This window comes from Fibrobacter sp. UBA7003 (genome assembly GCA_002449765.1).
GTDB lineage: Bacteria > Fibrobacterota > Fibrobacteria > Fibrobacterales > Fibrobacteraceae > Fibrobacter.
This window is the reverse complement of record DJXN01000007.1, coordinates 135,145-157,950: the sequence shown is the minus strand read 5'-3', so window position 1 is coordinate 157,950 and position 22,806 is coordinate 135,145. Positions and strand designations below refer to the sequence as shown.

Genomic DNA, 22,806 nt, shown 5'->3' with positions numbered 1-22,806 from the left:
GGGCCTTGAGGGCGGAACCGCGGATGATCGGCGTGTTGTCGCCGTCGAAGTCGTACTTGGAGAGGAGTTCGCGGACTTCCATCTCGACGAGGTCGAGGATCTCGGCGTCGTCGACCATGTCGACCTTGTTCATGAACACGACAATCTTCGGCACGCCCACCTGGTGGGCGAGGAGGATGTGTTCGCGGGTCTGGGGCATCGGGCCGTCAGTGGCGGCAACGACGAGGATGGCACCGTCCATCTGGGCAGCACCGGTCACCATGTTCTTCACGTAGTCGGCGTGCCCCGGGCAGTCGACGTGGGCGTAGTGGCGGTTGGCAGTGGTGTATTCCACGTGCGAAGTGTTGATCGTGATGCCGCGGGCCTTTTCTTCGGGAGCGTTGTCGATTTCGTCGAAACGCTTGGCGGCGGCGAGGCCGCGGGCTGCGAGGGTCGTGCAGATTGCGGCGGTCAGAGTGGTCTTGCCGTGGTCAACGTGGCCGATGGTGCCGATGTTGCAGTGCGGCTTGCTTCTGTCAAAATGTTCTTTTGCCATTTTATTCCTCTTCTTCAGCAGAAGGTTTATCGCTTCAAGTCAAGAAGTCCCAATGACTTCCGTTACATCGGAAAGCATAGGAAGCGGTACTCTCCGAAATTGAGCCACAAATTTAGTAAATGCCAATAATTTTGCAAGTTTTTTTCTTTGATTTTTTGCGAAAATCACAAAAAAGAGGGAGTTATCAACAGCCCGCGCGGCTTTCGCGAACCGAAAAGCGGAGTCATCAGGAGCCCGTTTCGAAAGTGGCGAAATTCGCCGAATTTCAAAGTTTCAATGTTTTTAAACAAAGGATACCTTCAACTTATCAACAAACAATTCACCATTGTGGCAAGAACCGCAAAGCCCGCAACGCAGGCAAGCACTATTTTTGTAATTTTATTTTTACAATAAATAATTTTACATTCAGTTTACATTCCAGCCCGAGCATTGCGAACGAGAACAATGCAGGAACGCCTAAATTGTTGTTACTCCATTTTTTACAAGCATTATTCGGTCACATAAACTATTTTTTGTCTCGGTGTGGAATAGGGATAAGAAAGGAAAACCCATGAAGAATCTAATTTTTAAGTCCCTCATGCTGGCCGGCGCCCTCACACTTGCCTGGAACTGCTCCGACGAACCCCCTTCCGGCCCCAAGCAGCCAGAATACCTAGTCACCTCGGAAGCCTGGCTCCTGCAGACGGATGCCGACTATATTATTTACCCTGACGGACGCGTGACGAACGCGCAGGGCGACCTCATCGGCACAATCAGCTTTCTCGAAGGAACCTCCATCGGCGTGATTTCCGACCTGCAGGGGACGCCCATTTCCGGCAATGTCGATGTCGCCACGCTCGCCAAGCTCGAAAAGAACACGACGATCTACACCATCGCGGGCCCCGTCTGGCACCTGATCGACAACACCGGCGACTACCTCATCTACCCCGCCGCCGAAGGCGCCACCTCTTGCGTAGTCACCGACCCGGACGGCAACTATATCGCAAACCTGGATCTCGCCACCATGAACATCATCTCCCTGGACGGCGTCACGGTGCTTACGGCCGGCGGCGACATCGGAGCCCTCCCGGTCCTGAACCCGGGAGACAAGTTCACGAAACAGCCCGATCCCGTCATCGTGTCCAGTTCCAGCGAAGCACCCATCATCGAGTCGAGTTCCGCGCTTCCGCCCTCCTCGAGCAGCGTAGCCTCTTCCAGTTCCGTGCAGTCGTCGAGCAGCGCGAAATCCTCCTCGAGCAGTGCAAAGTCCTCCAGCAGCTCCGTAAAGAGCAGTTCCTCCAGCAAGCCCGCCGGATGCCCGAATATCCAGGTGAAGAACGGCGGCAGGACCGGTTCCGGCTGGGCGACTCGCTACTGGGACTGCTGCAAGCCCCACTGCTCCGTGTCGCAGAATACCTCCTATCATTCCAGGCAGTGCACCAACAAGGGCAAGACCGAAAGCACCGACTGGGGCGCCCAGAGTATCTGCAGCGGCGGACAGATGATGGCCTGCACAAGCCAGATCCCCTTCACCGTTGACGGCTGCGACGAGATGGCCTTCGCCTTCGCGGCAGTCCCCGCAAGCGACGGCGGTTCCTGCGGCAAGTGCTACCAGCTGACCTTTACCGGAAAGGGCAAGTACATCGAGAACGGCAACGGCACGAAGGGCGACATGAACACCGAAGCCATCAAGGGCAAAAAGCTCATCATCATGACGACAAACATCGGTGGCGACGTTCAGCAGGGCCAGTTCGACATCATGATCCCGGGCGGCGGCGTCGGCATGTTCAACGGCTGCAACGGCATGGGCTGGGGAGGCCAGGGCGAACAGTACGGCGGACTCCTCTCCGATTGCGAAAAGGAATCCAAGTACAACGCCACGAAGTACGTGAAGTGCCTGACCGACAAGTGCAACAGCGTATTCAGCAACGACAGCCAGGCCAAAGAAGGCTGCCTCTTCCTCGCCGGATGGATGCATGCGGCAGGAAACCCGATGCACAACTACGTCGAAGTGGAATGCCCCGAAGTGCTGAAGAACAAGTACTAATATAGAGCGTTCGCAAAAGCGCCCACAACCAATTCGGGTTCCGCATGCGCGGAGCCCCTGTTGTATATAGCGCACCGGCGATATGGTAATTTTTTGCGGGAGACGTTACGCGGGCGGCTTTTTGATGTAATTTTTGTACAGGAGATTCGTGTATGGGAATATCTAGAGGATTGACGCTCGCCGTTGTCGCGGCAACAGTTTTCGCCGGGACGACAATGGCGCAGACGCGCGTGGCGTGCGTAGGCAACAGCATCACCGCGGGCTACGGGCTCGGCTGGCAAGAAGACTACCCATTCCAACTGCAAGAGATGCTGGGCGATAGCTACAAGGTGCAGAACTTCGGCGTTTCTTCCATGACGTTCGCGAACAAGGGCCCAAGCGACAACATGAGCTACTGGAACACCGACAAGTTCAAGGCTGCCCTCGAATTCAACCCCGAAATTGTCGTCATCGAGCTCGGGACAAACGACAGCAAGTTCTTCACGAACAACTGCATCGAGAACGGGCAGCCCACCTACAACTACAATTACGGGCAATACGAAAAAGAACAGCTGTACAAGGATTACGAGGCCCTCCTCGACACCTTCATGCACCTGCCGGCAAGCCCGAAGGTCTACGCCACGCTGCAGCCCTATTCCAACAACTGCGGCTGGGGAATCATGGACACAGCGATCGTGAACCAGATAAACCCCATCATCCAGGCAGTCGCGACGCGGAAGGGCGTGGAGATTATCGACCTGCATTCGCAATTCAATACGCCCGAATGGTTCCTCGCCGACAGCGTACACCCGAACGCGACCGGCGCGAAAGAACTCGCGAGGATTATAAAGGAAGGCATCTTGAAGGTGCCCGAGACAAGCGATTCCACAACGGCTATTCGCGGGAAGGGATTCGTGCGGAGTGCCGGCAGTTCTCGGGAACAGGATGCGCGCGATTTCGCGGGGCAAGATGCGCAGGGTTTGGAACAGCAAGATGCCTGCCGGTTCGACGTGCAGGGCCGAAAGCTAAATGCCAAACCGAAGCGGTTCACACCCGCGATAAGGCAAGTCAAGAAGCGCTAAGCCCCGGGTCAGATGCGGGCGACCTCGTACACGTAGAATGCGCTCGCGAGGATGCCGAAAATCGCACTCTCGAAAGCGACATTCGCGGCAATGAAGACGAACGACGCAAGCGCAATCAGTGCGACACGGAAAATACCATCGGTCAACTTTTTTTCTTTAAACATAATGAACCTCTCTTTTCACACAAAGAAAGATACATTTATTATGTGTCAGAAAATGACAATTTTAGAGATAACCCAAAAAATTTTTTAGCCATCCCGACAGCAGCACTAGAACTGTTCCAGAAGCTTGATGCGCTCCGGAGTGTCGGGGTGCGTGCAGAACAATATGTTCGCCTTCGCGACGAGACCCTTGAGGCCCATCTCGTTGTCGAATTCCTCGTCCGGGTGAATCACGTAGAGCTGCGCGATATCGTCGCGTTTTACATCGGCAAGGCCCGGATCCGCAGAAATCTTCCTTAGGGCAGAAGCGAGCGCGAGCGGGTCGCCACAAAGTTCGGCGCCACCCGCATCGGCGACGTACTCACGCTTGCGCGAGATGGCAAGGCGCGTCATGGTGCTGAAAAAATAGCCTATAACCGACCACACCAGGACGACAAGCAAAACGATAATAATGCCTCCCCCGCCATTCTTGCGACTACTCCTGCTACGCGGGGCGCGCATGGCACTGCTCAGGAGCCGCAGGGAGACATTCATGAGCATCGAGAAAATGCCCACGAAAACAATGCACACCACCATCAGGCGCGTATCGCGATTCTTGATGTGCGTGAGCTCGTGCCCCACGACCGCCGAGAGTTCCGCATCGTCCAGCTTGTCTATGATGCCCGTGGTCAGCGTGATGGTATACGACTTTATATCGATACCGCTCGCAAACGCGTTGAGGCTCGAATCCTCGACGATGTTTATTCGCGGCATCTCGATGCCACCCGCGATGCAGAGGTTTTCCACGATGTTGTAGACGCGCACGTTCTCCTTGCGTTCCAGCGGGCGCGCATGCGTCGCATGCCGGATAATGAAGGTGTTCGTGAAATACGCGATAACAAACCACGTTCCCGTCATCGCAAGCGTGTACGGCACCGCATCGAGGAAATACTGCCAGATGACATCCCAGTGAAACTCTGTCGCCGGCAGGCCCTCCAGGCAAACGCCGTTCCAGCAGAAAAACCCGAACCAGTCGAGCGCCATGATGGTCGCAAAGACCATTCCCAAGAGGAGCAGCGGGAACATGAAAAGCAGGATAACCGTATTGCGGTTATTCCGCCAAATCTGGGTCTGGATACCGACGTATTTCATTTACGAAGACTAGAACTTCACCTCGGGAGCCTTGTTGAGGGTCTCGCGGCCTTCGGACGCCTCGTACATGGGAGCGCGCCTGAAGTTGAACATACCAGCGATGATATTGCTCGGGAACACCTCGCAGGCATTGTTGAACTCGCGGGTAGCGGAGTTGAAGAAGCGGCGTGCGGCAGAGAGCTTGTTCTCGATATCGGAAAGCTCCGTCTGCAACTGCAAGAAATTCTGGTTCGCCTTGAGTTCCGGGTATGCCTCGAGGGAGACGCGGAGCCCGGCAAGCGCACCGGTAAGGGCCTTGTCGGCGGCAACCTTCTCGTCGACCGTGGTGGCACCCATCGCGGCGGCACGGGCGGATGTCACCTTATCGAGAGTTTCCTTCTCGTGGGTGGCATAGCCCTTCACGGTATTCACGAGTTGCGGCACCAGGTCAAAGCGCTGCTTGAGCTGCACATCAATATTCGCGAAGGCATTCTCGCGGTTGTTGCGGAGCTTCACCAGGCCATTGTACATGGAGATGAAACACACGACGAGAATGACCACGACAACGGCGATGACAATTCCGATAGTCATAAGAACTCCTTTGAAAATCGTTTTAAGAAAAAAGTATATAATTTTTTCGCAGATAGTTTTATATCTTGTAAAAAAAAGGAGTTTTCAAATGCGCAAAGATCTCGGAGTAAAAACCTACCTGTACCCGCAACCCACGCTCGTCATCGGCACCTACAACGAAGACGGCTCGCCGAACGCGATGGTCGCCGCATGGGGCTCGGTGAGCGACTCGAACCAGGTGGCCATCTACGTGGCTGCATCGCACAAGACCGTGCCGAACATCAAGGCCCGCAAGGCATTCACCGTGAGCATGGCGACCGCGAAAGACATCAAGGCCATCGACTACCTGGGCATAACCAGCGGGAACAAGGTTGCCGACAAGTTCGCAAAGTCGGGACTCACCGCGGTCAGGAGCGATAAGGTTGACGCCCCGCTCATCGCGGAACTCCCGCTCGCGCTCGAATGCAAGATGGTGAGCTACGACGACGATTCGGAACTCCTGCTCGGCGAAATCGTGAACGTGACCGCCGACGAATCCGTGCTGGACGCCGACGGCAAGCTTTCCGTAGAAAAACTCGCGCCTGTTTGCTACGATTCCGCAGGCCACGGCTACTACGTGATGGAACGCCGCGTCGGGAACGCCTTCAGCGACGGGAAGACGCTTTAAGGAGGCGGGAGTGCTTGTGAAGAAGTTTCTGCACGGCATGAACCCTGCCGCTTTTACGGGTTTCGCGCTTGCGGGCTTGCTCGCGGGCATGTTCGCCGCCTGCGGTGACGACAGTTCCAGCAGTTCCCCCACACCGGAAAGTTCCAGCGCAGCCATCGAATCGAGCGACGCGCTTCTGCCGGAATCCAGCGAAAGCGGGCCCGTTCCGGAATCCAGCAACGCGGCCTTGCTCGCATCGAGCTCCTCGGCGGCAGCGGTTCCTGGCGATACCGTATGGAACAAGGCAAACCTCACGTGGTACACCTCGTGGCCGGAGCCCGGCAGCGAGGAATGCGAGGACTACAACGGATGTACGTGGGCGGGCTGGTTCGCAGGTCTCGAAGACCAGCAGACAGAGGAATGGGTCAGCGAGCACAACATCATCGCCATCCACGAGAAGGACTGGGACATCTACAAGCTCAAGACATTCAGGCTGCGCAAGAACGGCTACACCATCGACGCCGTCGTCTACGACATGTGCGCCGACAGCGACTGTGACGGTTGCTGCACCAAGAATGCGGGCAAGGTCGGGTTCCTCATCGACATCGAGAGCTACACGCGCGCCCGCTTCAACAACTACGGCTCGGGCACGGTGGAATGGACCTGCCTCGACTGCGAATAGGGCGCAAACGGCAATGAAGGTCCAGATTCTCATCGATAACATCGCGGGAATGTGCGGCCCGCGCAAGCTTTTTGGCGAGTGGGGACTTTCCGTGTACGTGGAATATGACGGCCACAAGGTGCTGCTCGACACGGGCGCATCGCACCTGTTTGCAAAAAACGCGAAAGTGATGGGCATCGACCTCTCGCAGGTGGATATCGGCGTGCTGAGCCACGCGCATTACGACCATGCAAACGGCATGGCGAAATTCTTTGCGCTCAATAAGACCGCACCCTTCTACCTGCGGAAGGGCGCAGGCGAAAACTGCTACCACACGCACAAGCTTTTTGGGCGATTTAGCTACCACGAATACATCGGCATTCACAAAGGATGGCTCGAGCGATTCGCGGGCCGCATCCGCTATGCGGAAGGCAATGCCGAAATTGCGCCGGGAATAACGCTCGTGCCGCATTCTACCACGGGGCTCGAACGCATCGGCGAGATGGCGCACCTGAGCGTGAAAGAAAACGGCAAATACCGCTACGACAGTTTCGCGCACGAGCAGAGCCTGGTATTCGATACCCCGCAGGGGCTATTCGTCATGAACAGCTGCAGTCACGCGGGCGCCGACAATATCGTGAAAGAAATCGAAACCGCCTTCCCAGGGAAAAGGATTTACGCGCTGCTCGGCGGGTTACATCTTTTCCGTTACCCGGATGCACGCGTGCGCGCCTTCGCCGAAAGGCTACGCGAACTCGACGTGCAGAAGATTTACACAGGGCACTGCACCGGCGACCGCGCCTACGGAATATTGCGGGAAGTTCTCGGCGAGCGTGCAGAGCAAATGCACACCGGAATGACGGTAGAGATTTAGGAGCGGCGGATGCCCGGCATGGCGCGCTATTTTTTCGCTGCGCTTTCCGGATTGCCCTACTTGCGCTGAGCGCGAACGGCGTCCACAGCAGCTTTGAGCTCTTCCTTCTTGGCCTGTTCCTCTTCCGGCGTAGGCTTGGTATCTTCGAGTAGCTTATCGGCCCATTCATCCCAGAAGCGGCAGCGTTCGCCCTCGAGCTTCATCTTCGCGAACTTGACCGGCTCGGTCTCGACGGCGAGCGTCACGACCGATTCCTTGTAGGCCTGCGGGAGGCCCGCAACATGCGACATGCGCTGTTTGAGCTCGGCGACGGTCGCATCCAGGATATCCACGTCGAAACGGCGTTCGATGTAACGGCGGGCAATGAACCCGAGCGCCATGAAGTAGTCGCCCTGGTTGCCTTCGGCGAGGTAGTTCTTCTGGCGAAGTTCCTTGAGAGCGAGTACCGCCTCCTCGTACGGCGGGAGTCGCGGAGCCTCGCCCTTCTTCGCGAATTTCTTGTGCAGGAACCACCCGAGGAACACGAGCAGCACCACACCCAATACAATCAGCACGATGTAGAGCCACTGCGGCAGGCGCGGGTCATCGAGCGGGTCTTCCGCTTCCAGGATATCCGTCTCCTCGCCCGTAGTGCGCATGGAAACCTTCACGGCCACCGGGTCGGTATTCACCTTCACGGTATCGCTACCCACCACGGCGTTCACCTGCTGCGGCGCAATCAAGAAGTCACCGCTCACGAAGGTGTTGAGCGTCGCGAGCCATACGAACTTCGCGGTGCCCTTGGGCATGCCCTCGGTCACCTTCTCGTTCTTCATCTCCTTGACTTCGAAGCTGCCAAGGTTCCCGACAAAGCTAGGCAAATCCACGATGGCATTCTCCGGCGCCGTGACCTGGATTTCGTAATTGAACATGTCACCCACGAACACTTGGGCGTTATCGACGTTCGCCTTGACGCTCACATCGAAGGCGAAAGACGGAACGGAACATAATGCGAGAATAGCTATAACGGAAACGAAGGAACTATAAAGTCGCAACATATAAACCTCTATGGCGAAGAATATACAAAAAATGGAAATCGTAGAACAATCGACAGGGGCAAGGCGCCGAAGCAAAAATCTATCTTTGCCTGCGACATGACCACCGCCCTCGTCATCTACCTCGTCATCCTCGTGCTTATTGCGGCCCGCAGCGCGCGCAAGGTCAAGGACATTCCCGACTTTTTCGTTGCCCGCAAGGGTGCCTCCGCATTGGCGGTCGCCGGGAGCCTGGTAGCAACGATTCTCGGCGGATCGGCCGTTATCGGCGCCATCGATTCCGGGATGAAACTCGGCGCTGCCGCGAGCTGGTTCATGCTTACGGGAGCGATCGGGCTATTCGCGCTCATCCCGTTTGCAGCACGCGCCTACAAGCACGGGAAATACACGCTCCCCGACCTGGTGGAGAATCTGTACGGAAAGGGGCCGCGGACTGTCGCCTCCATCGTGATTCCCATTGCATGGACAGGAATCGTCGCGGCGCAGATTATCGCGGCGGCGAAACTCCTGATGACGTTCACCCCGATGGAATACACCACGGCCGCAATCGTATCGGCAGCAGTGTTCACGGGCTACACGCTCGCGGGCGGGCAGCTTTCGATTTTGCGCACGGACTTTTTCCAGGCATGCCTGATTGTCGCGGGGCTCGTGCTTGTCGCGGGCTTCGCGCTCGTTAACGGCGCGGGCGATGCGGGCGTGCTCCCGAGTAGAGACCTTCCTTTCCCGTTCAACGAAGGTTTTTCGCCCTTCGACCTCTTCCTGCTCATCCTCACCTACGGAACAACGTACACGGCCGGCCCCGACATCTTCAGCCGCGTGTTCTGCGCGAAGGACGTACATAGCGCGAAAAAGGCCATAGCGGTTGCCGCCTGCGTGCTCATCCCCGTCGCATTCGTCATCGGGATCCTCGCTCTATTCGGCACAAGCCTCGGTGATATACAGGGAGCCCGAATCACGGCCATTGCGAATGCAGTCTTGCCACCGCCGCTCGTCCCGCTGGTGGCACTTGCGCTCCTGAGCGTAGTGCTCAGCAGCGCCGACACCACATTGCTGAGCAGCTCGGTCATCATCTGCAGACTGTTCAATATAGGCGGCGAACCGCAAGCCGCCGCAGGGTCTGCAAACAAGGCGCTCCTCAAGGCGCGCATCATCATTTTCCTGAACGGCATCGTGGCCCTGCTGCTCGCGCTCGTGTTCACCGACATCATCGGCACGCTGTTGCTTGCACTTGCCGTCTACGCGGGCGCCTTCACCGTCCCCGTGCTGTGGGGGCTTCTCGGGCTCAAGGCAAAACCGAAGTTCGTCGCCGCGGCAATCGTCGCGGGCGGCGCGCTCGCACTCGCAGGCAAGCTCTGCCCTCCTCTGCCCGGTACGCTCGGCACGCACACGGGCGACTTCCTGATGATCGCCGCTTTCATCGTAAATGCAGCATTCCTTGCCATCGGGCGCATCAAGAAATAAACGGACCGGACAAAAAAAGTATCTTTCCAACATGGGATTTTTGAAAAAGCTTCTGATGATTCTGTCCGTCACAAGTGCGGCAATCGCTCTGAGCGCCTGCGCGAGCACCAAGATGGAATATGCGGAATCGGCAACCATCGACATCTACCCCGGCCCGAGCATGCAGGGAATCAGCCGCCACCTCCCCGAAAACACCATCGGGTCGCGCCTGCGCGGCGGTGTCGCCATCGGGGCATCCGAAAAAATCGGGCTCGACAGCGTCTACAATAAAGGCGACTGGGACAGTGTCGAGGTCGATGCGCGCTACAAGATAAAGTATCTCCCCGTGTGGGGATCCATCGACAAGTTTGTCAAGGGCAAGCTCTTTACCATGAACATCGGGTTCGGAATCTATCACGGCATCTACGCCTCCACCGGTTTCGGAATCAACACGAAGTATTTCGAGCTCGGCGTGCAATCGTTCCAGAGGTTCACCTACGAATCCTTCAACTACCATGCCTACGAAAAAACAGAGGACGAAAGCCTCGAAAAAATAGAGAACACCAATAACAACGACAAGCTCGTGTTCCAATACGGCGCGGGTGCCTATGCAAGCCTGTTCATCAAGAGCGTGACGCTCAGCTACAACGGCAACGTCTACAGGCCTAACAAGTCCATCGTCATCAACGACCCGATTCCGGAAATCAGCTTCGCGACCCCGTACGTGTTCACGAACAACTTCCTCATATCGTACTGGTATTCGGACACGATAGAATTCCAGCTCGGAATCACGAACCTGCTCGTAGATTTCAACGGCGGGAACTGGTCCCTGATGGCGGGAGTTTCGCTCTGGACGTTCTAGCGGCCAACACGCGGAAAATTCAGGCTTCGAAATCCTTGTCCTACTTGTTCAGGAGGCGCTTGCGGCGCAATGCCACCGGCGGGTGTTCCCTGTAGATTAGCGCAAACAGCAGCGTGCGGGGAATTTCACACAGCGAGAGGTCGCGCATGGCCGCCTTCGCCATCTTGCGGTCGGTCTTGGAAAGCGCATACCTGTCAGCTTCGCATTCCTGGTTCCAGCAGTAGTAATGGAAAAAAGTGCGGAACGGGATAGCCGCTAGATGCAGCCACAGGATCGCCTGCCAAATCGGCATCTGCATGCGCACCAGGAGTGACGCGAGGAACCATACGGCGCACATCAAAAAAACAATCTTCACCAGGTTACGGAGGACCGCATGATGCAGGGCCCTGTGCGCTTCCTCGTGAAAATTCACAAACCGCGATTGCGGCACCTCCGCGCGGCTCTCGGGCAGGGGCACGATATCGTTCACGAGCGGGAGCAGGCGCAACACGGCAAAAAAGCCGAACCGGCAACCCGTCAGCCTGCACTCGCGCACTTCGAGAACGACGCGTGCGACAATTTCAATACAAAGTAATGCGTAGAGCAGCAAGCGGCACCTAGTCGATATTCTTGAGGACGTTGTTGAGCCGCTTCACGGATTCCTCGAAACGGGTACGTTCCCACTCCAGGAATCCCTTGTCTACAGGGTGCGCGCTGTCGTAGTCATCGAAAATCTTGCGGCCGCGTTCGTTGTCGCGGTCAAGGCCGTGGAACACGTTCTCGAACCAGTCCTTTTCGAGCTGGCGGAAACGCTTGACCAATTCGTCCAGCGTTTCGGGCATGCGGACCATCCTCGAAATTTCCTTGTTCAGGTCTCCCGTCAGGAGCTTGCGGATTTCGCGGGGAGACTGCAATTTAAAAGCCGGGTCGCTTTCCACAAGCAAAATCATCTGGTCGAGGATGTAGCGTTCCAAGTATTCCTCGTACGCGGCAATCGCACTCTGGCGCACACGTTCGCGCATGAAGTTTTCGCCAAGCCCGTCGATATGTTCCTGCGTGTACACGTCGCGCACCTGTTCCACCTGCAGGCGGCTGCGGGCATCAAAAACCTGACGCACCGTCTCCACGCTGAATATGCCGAAGAACGAGCAAGGCACGAGCCCCTTGCCACGCGAGGAATACTTGTAGAGGTTGCGGTCGAGCGCGTAGGCATTGCGCGAATAGTTCCAGCCGGGAACAATCTCGTTCAGGCGTGCAGGAACTCCCATGAGCTGCGGGTCGCCCGGACGGATCAGCGAGAACGGGAACTTGAGACGCTGCGGAAGCGTCGTCACTCCGCTTGCGACAATCGTGAACGGGGACTCGCGGTAGTTCGCCGGGAACTTGACATTCACGCCGAGGCCAAAGAACATTCCCTGGCCGGGCATCACTTCCTGGTCGGGCATGCGGCCGGTATGGTTGCTGCCCACATTTGCACCGTAGCCGATATTGCCGCAACCTTCGGGCCAAAGCGCCGCAATCAAAAGCGAATGGTGGTGCATCTGCGTGAGCGGGCCCATGTACGAGCTGTTGACCTCGCCTTCCTCAATATGGCAGCAGGGCGCAACAATCGACGACTTTACGATTGCCTTGCTCCCCACCTTCACGCGGCCCATGAGCACGCTGCCCTGCACCTCGGCACCGGTATGCACCTTCACGCCCATCTGCAAATTCGAATTTTCAAGAATCACGGAATCGTACACGTGCGTCGATTCCTCGAGCGAACTGAGGATGACGGAATTGCGCACCTTCGAGGCGCCCTCGATACGCGCATGCGCGCCGATCCAGCTGTTGCGAACGATGTTCGTATTGCTCACCACGGCACCCTTCCCCACCACGGCGAACGGAAGCGCGGTCTCCTCGCGGAACTGCCGCAGTTGCTCGTCGAACGCGGCTTCGACATCGGGTTCACCCTTGTGGAACAGCTGCACGTCCACAAGATCTGTCGTGATGTCGGGGAACACGCGCACCTGGCGCGCACCCATCTCGTTACCCACCGTGACGGTCGAGCCGATCATGTAGTTAATCTTGCCGCTGCTCACCAGCGAACCCACGTTGTGCACCACGGCACTGCTGCGGACCAGCACGTTCGAAAGCATCGCCACCTTGCACACGAGCGCGTTCTCGACAATGCAGTTGTGGACGAGACTGTCATATATCCCCGTCGGGAAAGACACGTCGCCCGGCAGGAGGAGGGTCCCATAAAAGGCAGGCAGGCGGACATCGCCCATGAACACGGAGTTGTGGATGCGGTCGGGAGTAAAATTCGGTTCGACGAGGATGCGATTCCAGTCCTCGCAACGGTTGCCGTTCTTTTCCAATGCGGCAATCTCGTCGGCATTCAGGGGGCGAAACTTTCCACCCGTGGCCTTGGCCGCCTTGAAGCCTTCAGCCAGGGAAGCCAATACGCTGTTCTTCAGCACTTTTTTGAGTTTGAGCAATCGTTGCATACCCAAAAAATAGACTAATTTTGAGGAGCGATGAAGCAAGAACTCTTCAAACTGATTAGAAAGCACCACTTTAATATTTCTATCTACACGGAAGAAATATTCGAAAGACGCTGCCAGGAAGAAATTATCCGCAGCGACGAGGACCAAAGTTCCTTCGTCTACCTCGAATTCGACTTCGAGGCCATACGCAAGATCCTCCAGGACGAAAGTGCGAACATCCAGTTCTGGGAAGTGTTCCTCACCGCCCTGAACAAGAACAACCGCGGAAGCGACATCATCGGGTTCCTCGAGAACGAGGCCGGACTCGGCATGCTGCTGCTCGACTCCAAGATCGAGGGCTGGATCCGCGTGAGGGGCAGAATCCTGCAGACCGCGGCCAGCATGGGATTCAACTCGGCAGCAAGCCTCATCTCGGCGACCGTGCGCCCCATCGTCTACCCCGCATGCATCAACGATGCGCAAGACCTGAAAGCCATCGAATCCGTATCGCAAGAACTCGTGACACCCGGAGCCGGCAGCGCAGAACCGGCAGCCGCAATCTAAAATGAAAGTCCTCGTCATCGGTTCCGTCTATCCGCGTTTTCACGAAGACGCCGAGGTTCCCTGGCTACGGACCTCCATTGCGCACCTCAAGAAGGCGGGACTCGGCATCCAGGTTCTCGCACCTGCATACAAGGGACTCAGGACCCACGAAATCGATGGCGTGAAAGTAAACCGCTTCCGCTACGCGCCCGCAAGCTGGGAAATCCTCACGCACGAAGAAGGGGCCCCTTCCAAGATGGCAAGCAAGCCGTGGCTCCAGCTGCTCGCCATCCCCTACATCATCAGCGGGTTCTTCAAGTGCATCGGCATCTGCCGCAAGTTCAGGCCGGACGTGATACATGCGCACTGGCCGTTCCCGCATGCCTACATCGCGCTCGGCGCCGCTAAGTTGTTCAAAATACCGCTCGTACTCAACTTCCACGGGGCGGAACTCCTGCTCATCCGCAAAAAGAAATGGGTGAAGCCGCTCCTGAAATTTGCCATCGGGCAGGCGCAAGCCGTATTCGCCAACTCGAGCTTTACCGCAGGCAAAATCAAGGCGCTCCGGAACGTAGACGTGGAATGGAGCCCCTACGGGACGACGCTCGAATCCGGATCAACTTCCGCAGGCAATGGCGGGACATCGGCAATCGTACCACACCCGGTAAACGGCAAATTCAAGATACTCTTCGTGGGCCGCCACATCGAACGCAAGGGAATCTGCTACCTCATCGAAGCGGCAAAGCACCTACCGCGCGACCAGTTCGAAATCCGCATCGTGGGAGTCGGCGACATTACGGATAAACTAAAAGCGCAGGCCGCGGAAATCGCAGACGCAGCAGAAATCATCTTTACCGGGAAGCTTTCGCCCGAAGAACTCGCGAACGAATACAGGACCGCGAACGTATTCACGCTCCCCGCCATCGTCGACAGCAAGGGCGACACCGAAGGGCTCGGCGTCGTGCTCATCGAGGCGATGGAGCTCGGGCTTCCCGTCGTCGCAAGCAACGTGGGCGGCATCCCCGACGTGGTCGTGGACGGCGTTTCGGGCATACTCGTCCCCGAAAAAGACCCGGAAGCCCTCGCCGGCGCCTACCGGCGCCTCGCCGCCGAGCCCGAACTCGTGAAGCAGCTGCTCGCGGGCGCACAGAAGCGCATCGCCGAATGCTTCAGCTGGGACAAGATTGTCGAACGGCAGATTGATTCCTACAAGAAAATTATCCGCAAGCGCTAGATGCCCAGATCAGGGCGCGAATCCATCTATTTCTGGATACAGAGGACGCCCGCTTCACGCGCACCGTAACAGCCGGCGCCATCACTAGAACATCCGGAAAGCAAAACGTCGTTCCCTTGTACGTTCAAAGCCCTGTACTCATAACAGACCCCGTCTTCGCAACCAAAGTTGGCCCATACAATGATTCCATGCTGAACGTCTTCTCCAAGCATAGTCGCTTCCGTATAGGCGATGCTCTTCAGGTCAAAACCATTCGCTTTCAAGGCGGGATACGCGTTTTTCCACGAGCACGCATCCTTTTGGCATTTCTTACCCGAAAGAGAATTCAGCAGGTTCCTGTAATCCTTCGGGGTCGGCAGGCGCCATCCTGACGGGCAGGCCTTCAACGCCTCTTCCTGACTATAGACGTACGAACCGTTCGACTTCTGCAACATGCGGGTCATCCAATTCTTTCCGGCGACATTGGCCATCTGCGGGGCCGGCGGGGCCGACGGAGCGTCGCCCTTCACGCAGCGTACAGAAAGGGCGGAACTTTTCATGCCCTTCAACCACTTGACGCTGTTATCCTTCGCAATCCAATACCAGTAGGAAGCCTTGTCCTTCTTCCCGTCGCTGGTCCAGAAGTATTCGTACAGGTCCCCGAACAGGAATTCGCCATTGTCCTTCCTAAAACCGGTCGCCTTCGCATTGAATGCAGTCCTGAAGTCGGAAACTCCTGCAAGCATGGCCCTAGCCTCGCTTTCGCTGGGCAGGTGCCAACCCGCAGGGCATACCGTCTGTGCGGCATCCCAGGTGTAGAGACGACCGCTCACCTTGCAATTATCCGGCTGGTTGCAGTAGCTGTTCGCCGTCTCGATATTGAGGTTCTCGGCCATCCAGGTCTGCCCCGCGATATCGACAGTCTTGTACTGCTCCGCCATAGAAGCATCCAAGGCCGCGGCAGCCTTCTTTAGAGATTCGGACAAGGCTTTCTTGCCCTCATTTTCAGTATCCTCGCACGCCGTAAGGGTCAAAGCAAGGCACGCACCCATCATCAAGAATATTCTTTTCATTTTTATCCCTCAGTAAACCGGAAAAACCTCTTTAAAGTTATAAATTATTCCCTTCCGCTTCGAAACGGATTATCCACATGTCGGCGTCGGTCCCTACGCGCACCGGCGGACCCCAGCAATCGACACCCGCGCTCACGAGCCAGCGGACGCCATCGAGCACGCCCTCGCCATAGGCAAGGCGCCACACGAGATTGATGACGAAATTACCCGGGAAAAACTGTCCGTTGTGCGTGTGCCCCGAAAGCGCGAAATCCGGAAGACGTCCCGAATATCCGGACTCGATTCCCTTGGGCTGGTGGTCAAGCAGGATCCACGGCCGCACGGTTTGCACGCTACCGGAATCGGCCGGAACCTCGACAGGCACAAGCTCTGCAAGCGGCCTACGCTCCACGCCACGGCCACGCGCCACCTGAAAATCGATACGCCCCGTGAAACACGCCTGCCCGATACACGCCGAGGAATCGTCCAGCACGACAAAGCCCACCTTGCGCATCCAGTCGTTGGGATTCGAACCGGGAAACTCCTGCATTCCTTCGTGGTTCCCGTTCACCGCTACCGCAGCGACTTTCGCCCCCGCCGTGAGTTTCTTGAACAAAGTATCGTAGCCCCACTCGTCGAGAGTCGCAGACGGCACATCGGCGAGGTCGCCACCGAACAGCAGGTAGTCGGGAGCGATGGAATCCACATCGGCAATCATGCGCTCGAGCTTTGCACGGTCGAATAGCGGATCCACGTGGATATCGCTGAAGAACACCGCCGTAAAGCCGCCGGCAGGCAGATTCACCGTAGTCTCATGCAAAACGTATTTCGCATTGTGTGGGACACCGTAGGCGCACAGCCCAAGCGTCATCGCGACTGTCGCCACGAGCAGACCGCGGCTAGCGAGCATCACCGCGTGCCCGTCAAGTGCACGACGCGTCACAACCCTTCGCACTCCCCTGAATACACCCCAGGGTATATAAAGCAGCAGCGCCTGGCATAGCCACACCGAAAGGAACGCTACAGCGAGACTTCCGACAAACGTGCCCCGCGCCGACATGCCTGCAAAAATCGAGACAAGCACGCCGAGCGCAAGCAGCTTGCCCCTCCTGCCCGGCAGGACCGGACTCACGTTGATACAAATCAGGACAAGTCCCGACAACAGAAGCAAAAGGAAAAAGACCATGGGAAAAAAATTAAATTTTTTGTTTTCATGTTTTTGTATCTTTTTAACCGTGTAGGGAGTTCAAAGAGGAAAATCATGGTACTTGACGCTTTCAAGAAATACCCGAGCCAGATTTCGAGCGCGTTCAGGCGGTTCCCCGTCGCATCGGCGCTCGCCTTCTTCACATTCTTCGCATACGTCGCCTGCACAGAGCTCACAGGAATCATCACGGACTTTTCCAGGGACAATTCCTACATCGAACACATGCTCCTCCAGTTCATATTGTGGCTGGGCACCTTTCCCGTAGCGGCGATGCTCATTTCCCTCACGACCTCGCTCGTCCAGGAATCCCTCAAAACAAGCAGCAAGGTTCCCCAGATTGTCGCAAACATCGCCTGGTTCATCCTCTCAGGATGGCTTTTCTTTTGCGTTTTCAACGAACAGCAAAAAGACTTCAATTTTTTCAGCGCCGAATTCATATTCAGCACCGTTCTTGTCGTGTACGTGACCGCCACGCTCGCCCTGTTCATCGCGCCGTTCTGGAAAAATAAAGACGAAAACGCATTCTGGATTTTCCTGTTCAGGAACCTCAAGGCGCTGGTTGTCGGCGCGCTCATCGCAACGCTCCTGCTCGCATCCGTAGAAGCGCTCGTCTTCTGTTCTGGTGCACTTTTCGAACATGAATTCGATGAGAAGGTGTATTTCTACATTTTCTACTTCTGCGCGAGCACCGTCTTCCCCATACTCTACTTCAGCGGCATCCCTTCCATCGAGGAATGCCACAGCGAAACACCCACGCTGAACAAGTTCGCGACAAGCACCATCCGGTTCCTCTTCGTGCCGGTGCTTTCGCTCGCCATACTCCTATTCTACGCCTACATCGTCAAGTTCGTCGTGCTGTGGGACATGCCGCAAGGAATGGTATCGTACTTCGTTTCGGGATTCATGCTGTACATGCTCGCGCTCGTCACCATCCTGTACCCCACGCGACTCGCCCCCGGCAGCACCTTCGAAAAGAAACTCCTCAAGGTTTTCCCCGCCGCATGCATCCCCCTCGTGGCCATGATGTCCGTCGGCCTTATCCGCAGAATCAGCGACTACGGCATCTCGATGGAACGCATCTTCGCCGTGACCATCAATATATACTTCTACGTCATCATCGCGGTCTTCCTCGTCGACAAAATCAAGTGCAAGTCGCGCTACATCGCCATCGTCTTCTGCGCACTGCTGTTCATCGTCACCGACAGCCCGCTAAGGGCATCGAAAATCTCGAACGACATCTGGATGAGGAGCATCAGGGGAGCCCTTGCCGAAGCGGGCTACACGGAGTTCCCGCTCAGCAAGGATGACGCCCGGAAATTCGTTATCGACCTGCGGAAAAAAGACGACGAAAACTCGAAGCTACTTGTTTCGCGAATGCTCGAGCTTGCCGAAGCACACAACCCGGAATTCACCGGATATCTCCCCATCACAGGATACGACTATGCATTCACCAACGACTTCACCGAAAACGTGTGTTGCGGGGAGGGTTCGGACAGCACCGGCGAAGAACTGTTCGACCAGTTCGAGGTCAGCATAGAGTACCCCGACAAGGCGATGCTCCAGGTGCCTCCCGGCACAAAGGGCGCCGTCGCCATAGACCATTACTTCAACAACGACGAATTCGAATTCGCGGGCGACACGCTCACCTTCCGGATTTCGCTGAAAGAAGACAGTGGCTGCAGTTGCAACAGCGACGAGAGTGACGCATGCCCCGACAGCACCGCAGGCCCGGCAGGCGAAAGCGCAACCAGGACCGTCTACAGCTTCACCATCGACAGGCAAGCGCTCAAGCAGGACTCCACAAGGCAAATCAAGACCGACGGGGCTGCAATCGCAATAAGCTACCTGCACGCGGAAGAAGAATCGAAACGCAGCAGGACGCTACGAATTAAGGGAATATTGTTTACGGAATAGTTGACGCGCGCCGAAGAATTTAAAGAGGAAAACCATGGTACTTGACACATTCAAAAAATACCCGAGCCAGATTTCGAGCGCTTTCAGGCGGTTCCCCGTCGCATCGGCGCTCGCCGTATTCTCGACCCTCGCGTTCATCTTTTCAAACGAAATCGCACCCTCGCGCATTGAACAAGAGGGACACAGTTTTTTCTTCTGGCTCGTTTTCTATCCCGTCGGAGCGATGCTCCTTTCCATCATAACGACGCTTGTGCAGGAAGCCCGTAAAAATACAAGCAAGGTTCCCCAAATTGCCACAGGCATTGCCTGGTTTGCCATCTCCATAGCCCTGATTCTCTATTATCCCGAAGAACCCGATTACTACAGGCACGCCTATCTTTTTGGCGCAATCTATTCGATTTACGCAACACTCATCCTGGGCCTGTTCGTCGCGCCATTTTTCAGACAAAATAACGAAAACCAGTTTTGGATTTTCCTGCACAAAAACCTAAAGGCATTATTCATCGCTATCGGCATCACCGGAGTCCTGACGCTCGCTATCGAAGGTCTTATCTATGGTTCAGTCTCGTTGTTCGACCTGGGCAAAATTTCAGGAAAGCCCTACCTGTATGTTTTCTTTTTCTGCCGTAATACCATTTTGCCGATGCTCTATTTGGCAGGGCTCCCCTCCATCGACGAACGCCTCGACGAAACGCCGACATCGAGCAAGTTCACAAGCGGAGTCTGCAAGCTATTCATTGCCGTGTTCACGCTATACGTAGCACTCCTGTATGCCTACATCGCAAAGATACTTGTCCAATGGGATCTGCCGAAGGGAATGGTATCGTACCTCGTTTCCGCATCCATGCTCATCATGTTCCTGCTCGTAACGGAGATGTATCCGGCGCAACTGAACCCGATAAAGAAAATTGAAAAGAGGCTCCTGAAAATATTCCCAGCGGCATGCATTCCCCTAGTCATTTTAATGACTTTCGGAATCATCCGCAGAATATCCGATTACGGGATTTCCGAAGACCGCATCTATGTTTTCGCCATCAACATCTATTTCTACATCATCATAGCAATTCTGCTCATCAATAAAATCAAGTGCAAGTTCAGGTACCTCGCCATCGTCTTCTGCGCAATGTTGTTTGTACTGATGACCGGACCGTTCAACGCGACAAAGATTACGCGCGGCATCTGGATAGACAGCATCAAGGCAACGCTTGCCGAAGAAGGCTACACGAAGTTCCCCCTGAACGCGCAAGACACAAAATCATTCCTCAATACCATCGATGACAAGTCCCCCATCGTTTATTCGCGAGTGCATATTCTCCAAGACAGGTCTAAAAAAGAACTGGCCGAATTTTTCGAGACTGACAGCATCTATACGGACTACAACGCAATCCTCTCAACACCCCCAAAAGACGCGGACAAGAATAAGCCGAAAACACTGCTGCATGGCAGTTACTCCACGAACAAGACTTACGACATTCCCCCATACGCCACACGAATGGAACATATCGACAAAAAATTCAGCAAGGACGAATTCGAATTGCGGAACGACACGATATTCTTCCAGATTACGCCCATGAAAAGCGAAAAGGCTTTCCACTTCGCATTTCCCTACAAGGCGCGGGCACCCGAGGTTCCCTGCACGCCGGAGCAAATCGAAAGTTCAAGAAAGCGAATGGGCGAGAACTTCAACGAAAAAGATGTCCGTTGCTGGGACATGACCTTTAGAGGCGATATAATCGAAGCAACCGACAATGCCAGGATTTTCAAGGAGATGGTCCACCTCGACCGCAAAATCGTCGACGGCGACACGATCCTTAATTTTAAAATCAAGGGCATCATATTCATGGAATAGCGCTTGACCTTTTTTATGCGTATAACTATATTTATGCATAAACAAGGAACATAACCATGGAATACAAAATTAAGGATATCAACCTTGCAGTGGAAGGCCGCAAGGAACTCGACCTCGCCGAAACCGAAATGCCTGGCCTCATGGCTCTCCGTAAGGAATACGCCGGCAAGAAGCCGCTCGCGGGTGCCCGCATCATGGGTAGCCTCCACATGACCGTGCAGACCGCCATCCTCATCGAAACGCTGGTGGACCTTGGTGCCGACGTGCGCTGGGTGAGCTGCAACATCTTCAGTACGCAGGACAACGCTGCCGCCGCCGTCGTGGTCGGCAAGAAGGGCACCGTAGAAAACCCGCAGGGCGTGCCCGTGTTCGCCTGGAAGGGCGAAACGCTCGAAGAATACTGGGAAAATACCGCCCGCGCCCTCGTGTGGCCCGACGGCAAGACCGCCGACCTCATCGTGGATGACGGTGGCGATGCTACCATGCTCGTGACCTGCGGCGCCGAATTCGAAGACGCCGGCAAGGTGCCCGAATTCAACCCCGCTACCGACAGCGAAGAATGGGGCGTATTCCTCGCCACCTGCAAGAAGATTTTCGAGAAGGATCCGAAGCAGTGGACCCGCGCCCGCGAAGCTCTCCGCGGCGTTTCCGAAGAAACCACGACCGGCGTGCATCGCCTGTACCAGATGGCCCAGGCCGGCCGCCTGAAGTTCCCGGCAATCAACGTGAACGATTCCGTGACCAAGTCCAAGTTCGACAACCTCTACGGCTGCCGCCACTCCCTCATCGACGGCATCAACCGCGCCACCGACGTGATGATGGCAGGCAAGATTGCAGTCGTGTGCGGCTACGGCGACGTGGGTAAGGGCTGCGCTCAGTCCCTCCGCGGTCAGGGCGCCCGCGTGATCATCACCGAAATCGACCCGATTTGCGCTCTGCAGGCCGCCATGGAAGGCTACGAAGTCAAGACTCTCGACGAAGTCGTGAGCATGGCCGACATCTTCGTGACCACCACCGGCAACACCGGCATCATCAGCGCCGCTCAGATGAGCAAGATGAAGCACCGCGCCATCGTCGGTAACATCGGCCACTTCGACAACGAAATCGACATGGCCGGCCTCAAGAAGATTCCGGGCATCAAGAGGAACGAAATCAAGCCGCAGTACGACGAATGGATTTTCCCCGACGGCCACAGCATCCTCGTGCTCGCCGAAGGTCGCCTGCTGAACCTCGGCTGCGCTACCGGCCACCCGAGCTTCGTGATGAGCGCAAGCTTCACGAACCAGACCATCGCCCAGATCGACCTCTGGCTCAACGCCCAAGGGAAGGCTACCGTCGCCGGCATCAAGTACGAAAGCGGTGTCGTCTATACGCTCCCGAAGATCCTCGACGAAAAGGTCGCACGCCTCCACCTCGAAAAGCTCGGCGTCCACCTGACGACCCTCACCAAGGCCCAGGCCGACTACATCGGCGTGCCCGTGGAAGGCCCGTACAAGGCGGATCACTACAGGTACTAATCCCTGATTTGTCATCCTGGAGGGTTCGCAGAACCCGATAGGATCCAAGGCAATCGAACTTAAAATCCCTCGGCACTCGCCGGG

General features: G+C 56.2%; 21 protein-coding genes. 12 read left to right on the top strand and 9 right to left on the bottom strand.

The genetic code is table 11. The features are described from left to right. Positions 1-535: GTP-binding protein (locus tag B2952_RS05610; RefSeq protein ID WP_290781527.1), on the bottom strand; the 535-nt coding region annotated here is incomplete at its 3' end. A gap of 550 nt (positions 536-1,085) precedes the next feature. Here B2952_RS05610 and B2952_RS05605 point away from each other — a divergent pair. Together B2952_RS05605 and B2952_RS05600 are read left to right on the top strand one after the other, a co-directional pair. Then, positions 1,086-2,561: a glycosyl hydrolase family 5 gene (locus B2952_RS05605; protein WP_173366474.1), complete on the top strand. Its 1,476-nt coding sequence runs from the start codon at positions 1,086-1,088 to the stop codon at positions 2,559-2,561. 152 nt (positions 2,562-2,713) lie between these two features. After that, positions 2,714-3,622 carry a GDSL-type esterase/lipase family protein gene (locus B2952_RS05600; protein WP_290734111.1) on the top strand — a complete coding sequence of 303 codons (909 nt, stop codon included), beginning with the start codon at positions 2,714-2,716 and terminating at the stop codon, positions 3,620-3,622. Positions 3,623-3,630: 8 nt separating this feature from the next. Here the strand turns inward: B2952_RS05600 and B2952_RS05595 are convergent, their stop codons facing one another. The 3 genes from B2952_RS05595 to B2952_RS05585 all read right to left on the bottom strand — a co-directional run bounded on the left by B2952_RS05595 (position 3,631) and on the right by B2952_RS05585 (position 5,484). Further along, positions 3,631-3,786, bottom strand: coding sequence for a hypothetical protein (locus B2952_RS05595; RefSeq protein ID WP_173366476.1), 156 nt, complete (start codon positions 3,784-3,786; stop codon positions 3,631-3,633). A gap of 105 nt (positions 3,787-3,891) precedes the next feature. Continuing rightward, positions 3,892-4,914 (bottom strand): M48 family metallopeptidase, encoded by a 1,023-nt coding sequence (locus tag B2952_RS05590; protein WP_290734109.1) that lies wholly within the window; start codon positions 4,912-4,914, stop codon positions 3,892-3,894. 9 nt (positions 4,915-4,923) lie between these two features. Further along, positions 4,924-5,484, bottom strand: a complete 561-nt coding sequence (locus B2952_RS05585; protein ID WP_072811537.1) for a LemA family protein — start codon at positions 5,482-5,484, stop codon at positions 4,924-4,926. An 88-nt stretch (positions 5,485-5,572) separates the two neighbouring features. Between B2952_RS05585 and B2952_RS05580 the strand changes: the two genes are divergently transcribed. The 3 genes from B2952_RS05580 to B2952_RS05570 are packed head-to-tail and all read left to right on the top strand — an operon-like array spanning position 5,573 to position 7,644. Further along, positions 5,573-6,130 carry a flavin reductase family protein gene (locus tag B2952_RS05580; RefSeq protein WP_290734107.1) on the top strand — a complete coding sequence of 186 codons (558 nt, stop codon included), beginning with the start codon at positions 5,573-5,575 and terminating at the stop codon, positions 6,128-6,130. 16 nt (positions 6,131-6,146) lie between these two features. After that, complete coding sequence (locus B2952_RS05575; RefSeq protein WP_290734105.1) at positions 6,147-6,791, top strand: hypothetical protein; 645 nt, start codon at positions 6,147-6,149, stop codon at positions 6,789-6,791. Between the two features lie 13 nt (positions 6,792-6,804). Then, positions 6,805-7,644, top strand: a complete 840-nt coding sequence (locus B2952_RS05570) for an MBL fold metallo-hydrolase (protein ID WP_290734103.1) — start codon at positions 6,805-6,807, stop codon at positions 7,642-7,644. A 56-nt stretch (positions 7,645-7,700) separates the two neighbouring features. Here B2952_RS05570 and B2952_RS05565 read toward each other — a convergent pair whose 3' ends face one another. After that, positions 7,701-8,681: a hypothetical protein gene (locus B2952_RS05565; protein ID WP_290734101.1), complete on the bottom strand. Its 981-nt coding sequence runs from the start codon at positions 8,679-8,681 to the stop codon at positions 7,701-7,703. A 96-nt stretch (positions 8,682-8,777) separates the two neighbouring features. On the opposite strand from B2952_RS05565, the gene B2952_RS05560 reads away from it, so the two are divergent. Together B2952_RS05560 and B2952_RS05555 are read left to right on the top strand one after the other, a co-directional pair. Continuing rightward, a complete protein-coding gene (locus B2952_RS05560; RefSeq protein ID WP_290734099.1) occupies positions 8,778-10,139 on the top strand; it encodes a sodium:solute symporter family protein in 1,362 nt (453 codons plus the stop codon). Positions 10,140-10,170: 31 nt separating this feature from the next. Next, positions 10,171-10,980, top strand: coding sequence for a hypothetical protein (locus tag B2952_RS05555; protein WP_290734097.1), 810 nt, complete (start codon positions 10,171-10,173; stop codon positions 10,978-10,980). A gap of 40 nt (positions 10,981-11,020) precedes the next feature. Here B2952_RS05555 and B2952_RS05550 read toward each other — a convergent pair whose 3' ends face one another. Then, on the bottom strand, positions 11,021-11,569 hold the full coding sequence (locus B2952_RS05550) for a M48 family metalloprotease (RefSeq protein ID WP_290726466.1): 549 nt from the start codon (positions 11,567-11,569) through the stop codon (positions 11,021-11,023). A 7-nt stretch (positions 11,570-11,576) separates the two neighbouring features. Beyond that, a complete protein-coding gene (locus B2952_RS05545) occupies positions 11,577-13,448 on the bottom strand; it encodes a DUF4954 family protein (RefSeq protein ID WP_290734095.1) in 1,872 nt (623 codons plus the stop codon). A gap of 30 nt (positions 13,449-13,478) precedes the next feature. Here B2952_RS05545 and B2952_RS05540 point away from each other — a divergent pair, with 30 nt between their 5' ends. Beyond that, entirely contained in the window at positions 13,479-13,991 is a 513-nt protein-coding gene (locus B2952_RS05540; protein WP_290734093.1) for a hypothetical protein, read from the top strand. Between the two features lies 1 nt (position 13,992). Beyond that, positions 13,993-15,204 carry a glycosyltransferase gene (locus B2952_RS05535; RefSeq protein ID WP_290734091.1) on the top strand — a complete coding sequence of 404 codons (1,212 nt, stop codon included), beginning with the start codon at positions 13,993-13,995 and terminating at the stop codon, positions 15,202-15,204. A 26-nt stretch (positions 15,205-15,230) separates the two neighbouring features. Here the strand turns inward: B2952_RS05535 and B2952_RS05530 are convergent, their stop codons facing one another. Both B2952_RS05530 and B2952_RS05525 read right to left on the bottom strand, forming a co-directional pair. Continuing rightward, a complete protein-coding gene (locus B2952_RS05530) occupies positions 15,231-16,256 on the bottom strand; it encodes an FISUMP domain-containing protein (RefSeq protein ID WP_290734089.1) in 1,026 nt (341 codons plus the stop codon). 37 nt (positions 16,257-16,293) lie between these two features. Continuing rightward, positions 16,294-17,421: a metallophosphoesterase gene (locus B2952_RS05525; RefSeq protein ID WP_290734087.1), complete on the bottom strand. Its 1,128-nt coding sequence runs from the start codon at positions 17,419-17,421 to the stop codon at positions 16,294-16,296. A 75-nt stretch (positions 17,422-17,496) separates the two neighbouring features. Between B2952_RS05525 and B2952_RS05520 the strand changes: the two genes are divergently transcribed. Genes B2952_RS05520 through ahcY form a run of 3 tightly spaced genes read left to right on the top strand, consistent with a single transcriptional unit; the run spans position 17,497 to position 22,722 of the window. After that, positions 17,497-19,356: a DUF4153 domain-containing protein gene (locus B2952_RS05520; RefSeq protein ID WP_290734085.1), complete on the top strand. Its 1,860-nt coding sequence runs from the start codon at positions 17,497-17,499 to the stop codon at positions 19,354-19,356. Positions 19,357-19,390: 34 nt separating this feature from the next. After that, positions 19,391-21,205 carry a DUF4153 domain-containing protein gene (locus B2952_RS05515; protein WP_290734083.1) on the top strand — a complete coding sequence of 605 codons (1,815 nt, stop codon included), beginning with the start codon at positions 19,391-19,393 and terminating at the stop codon, positions 21,203-21,205. A gap of 56 nt (positions 21,206-21,261) precedes the next feature. Then, complete coding sequence (ahcY, locus tag B2952_RS05510; RefSeq protein ID WP_290734081.1) at positions 21,262-22,722, top strand: adenosylhomocysteinase; 1,461 nt, start codon at positions 21,262-21,264, stop codon at positions 22,720-22,722. The last annotated feature ends 84 nt before the right edge of the window (positions 22,723-22,806 follow it).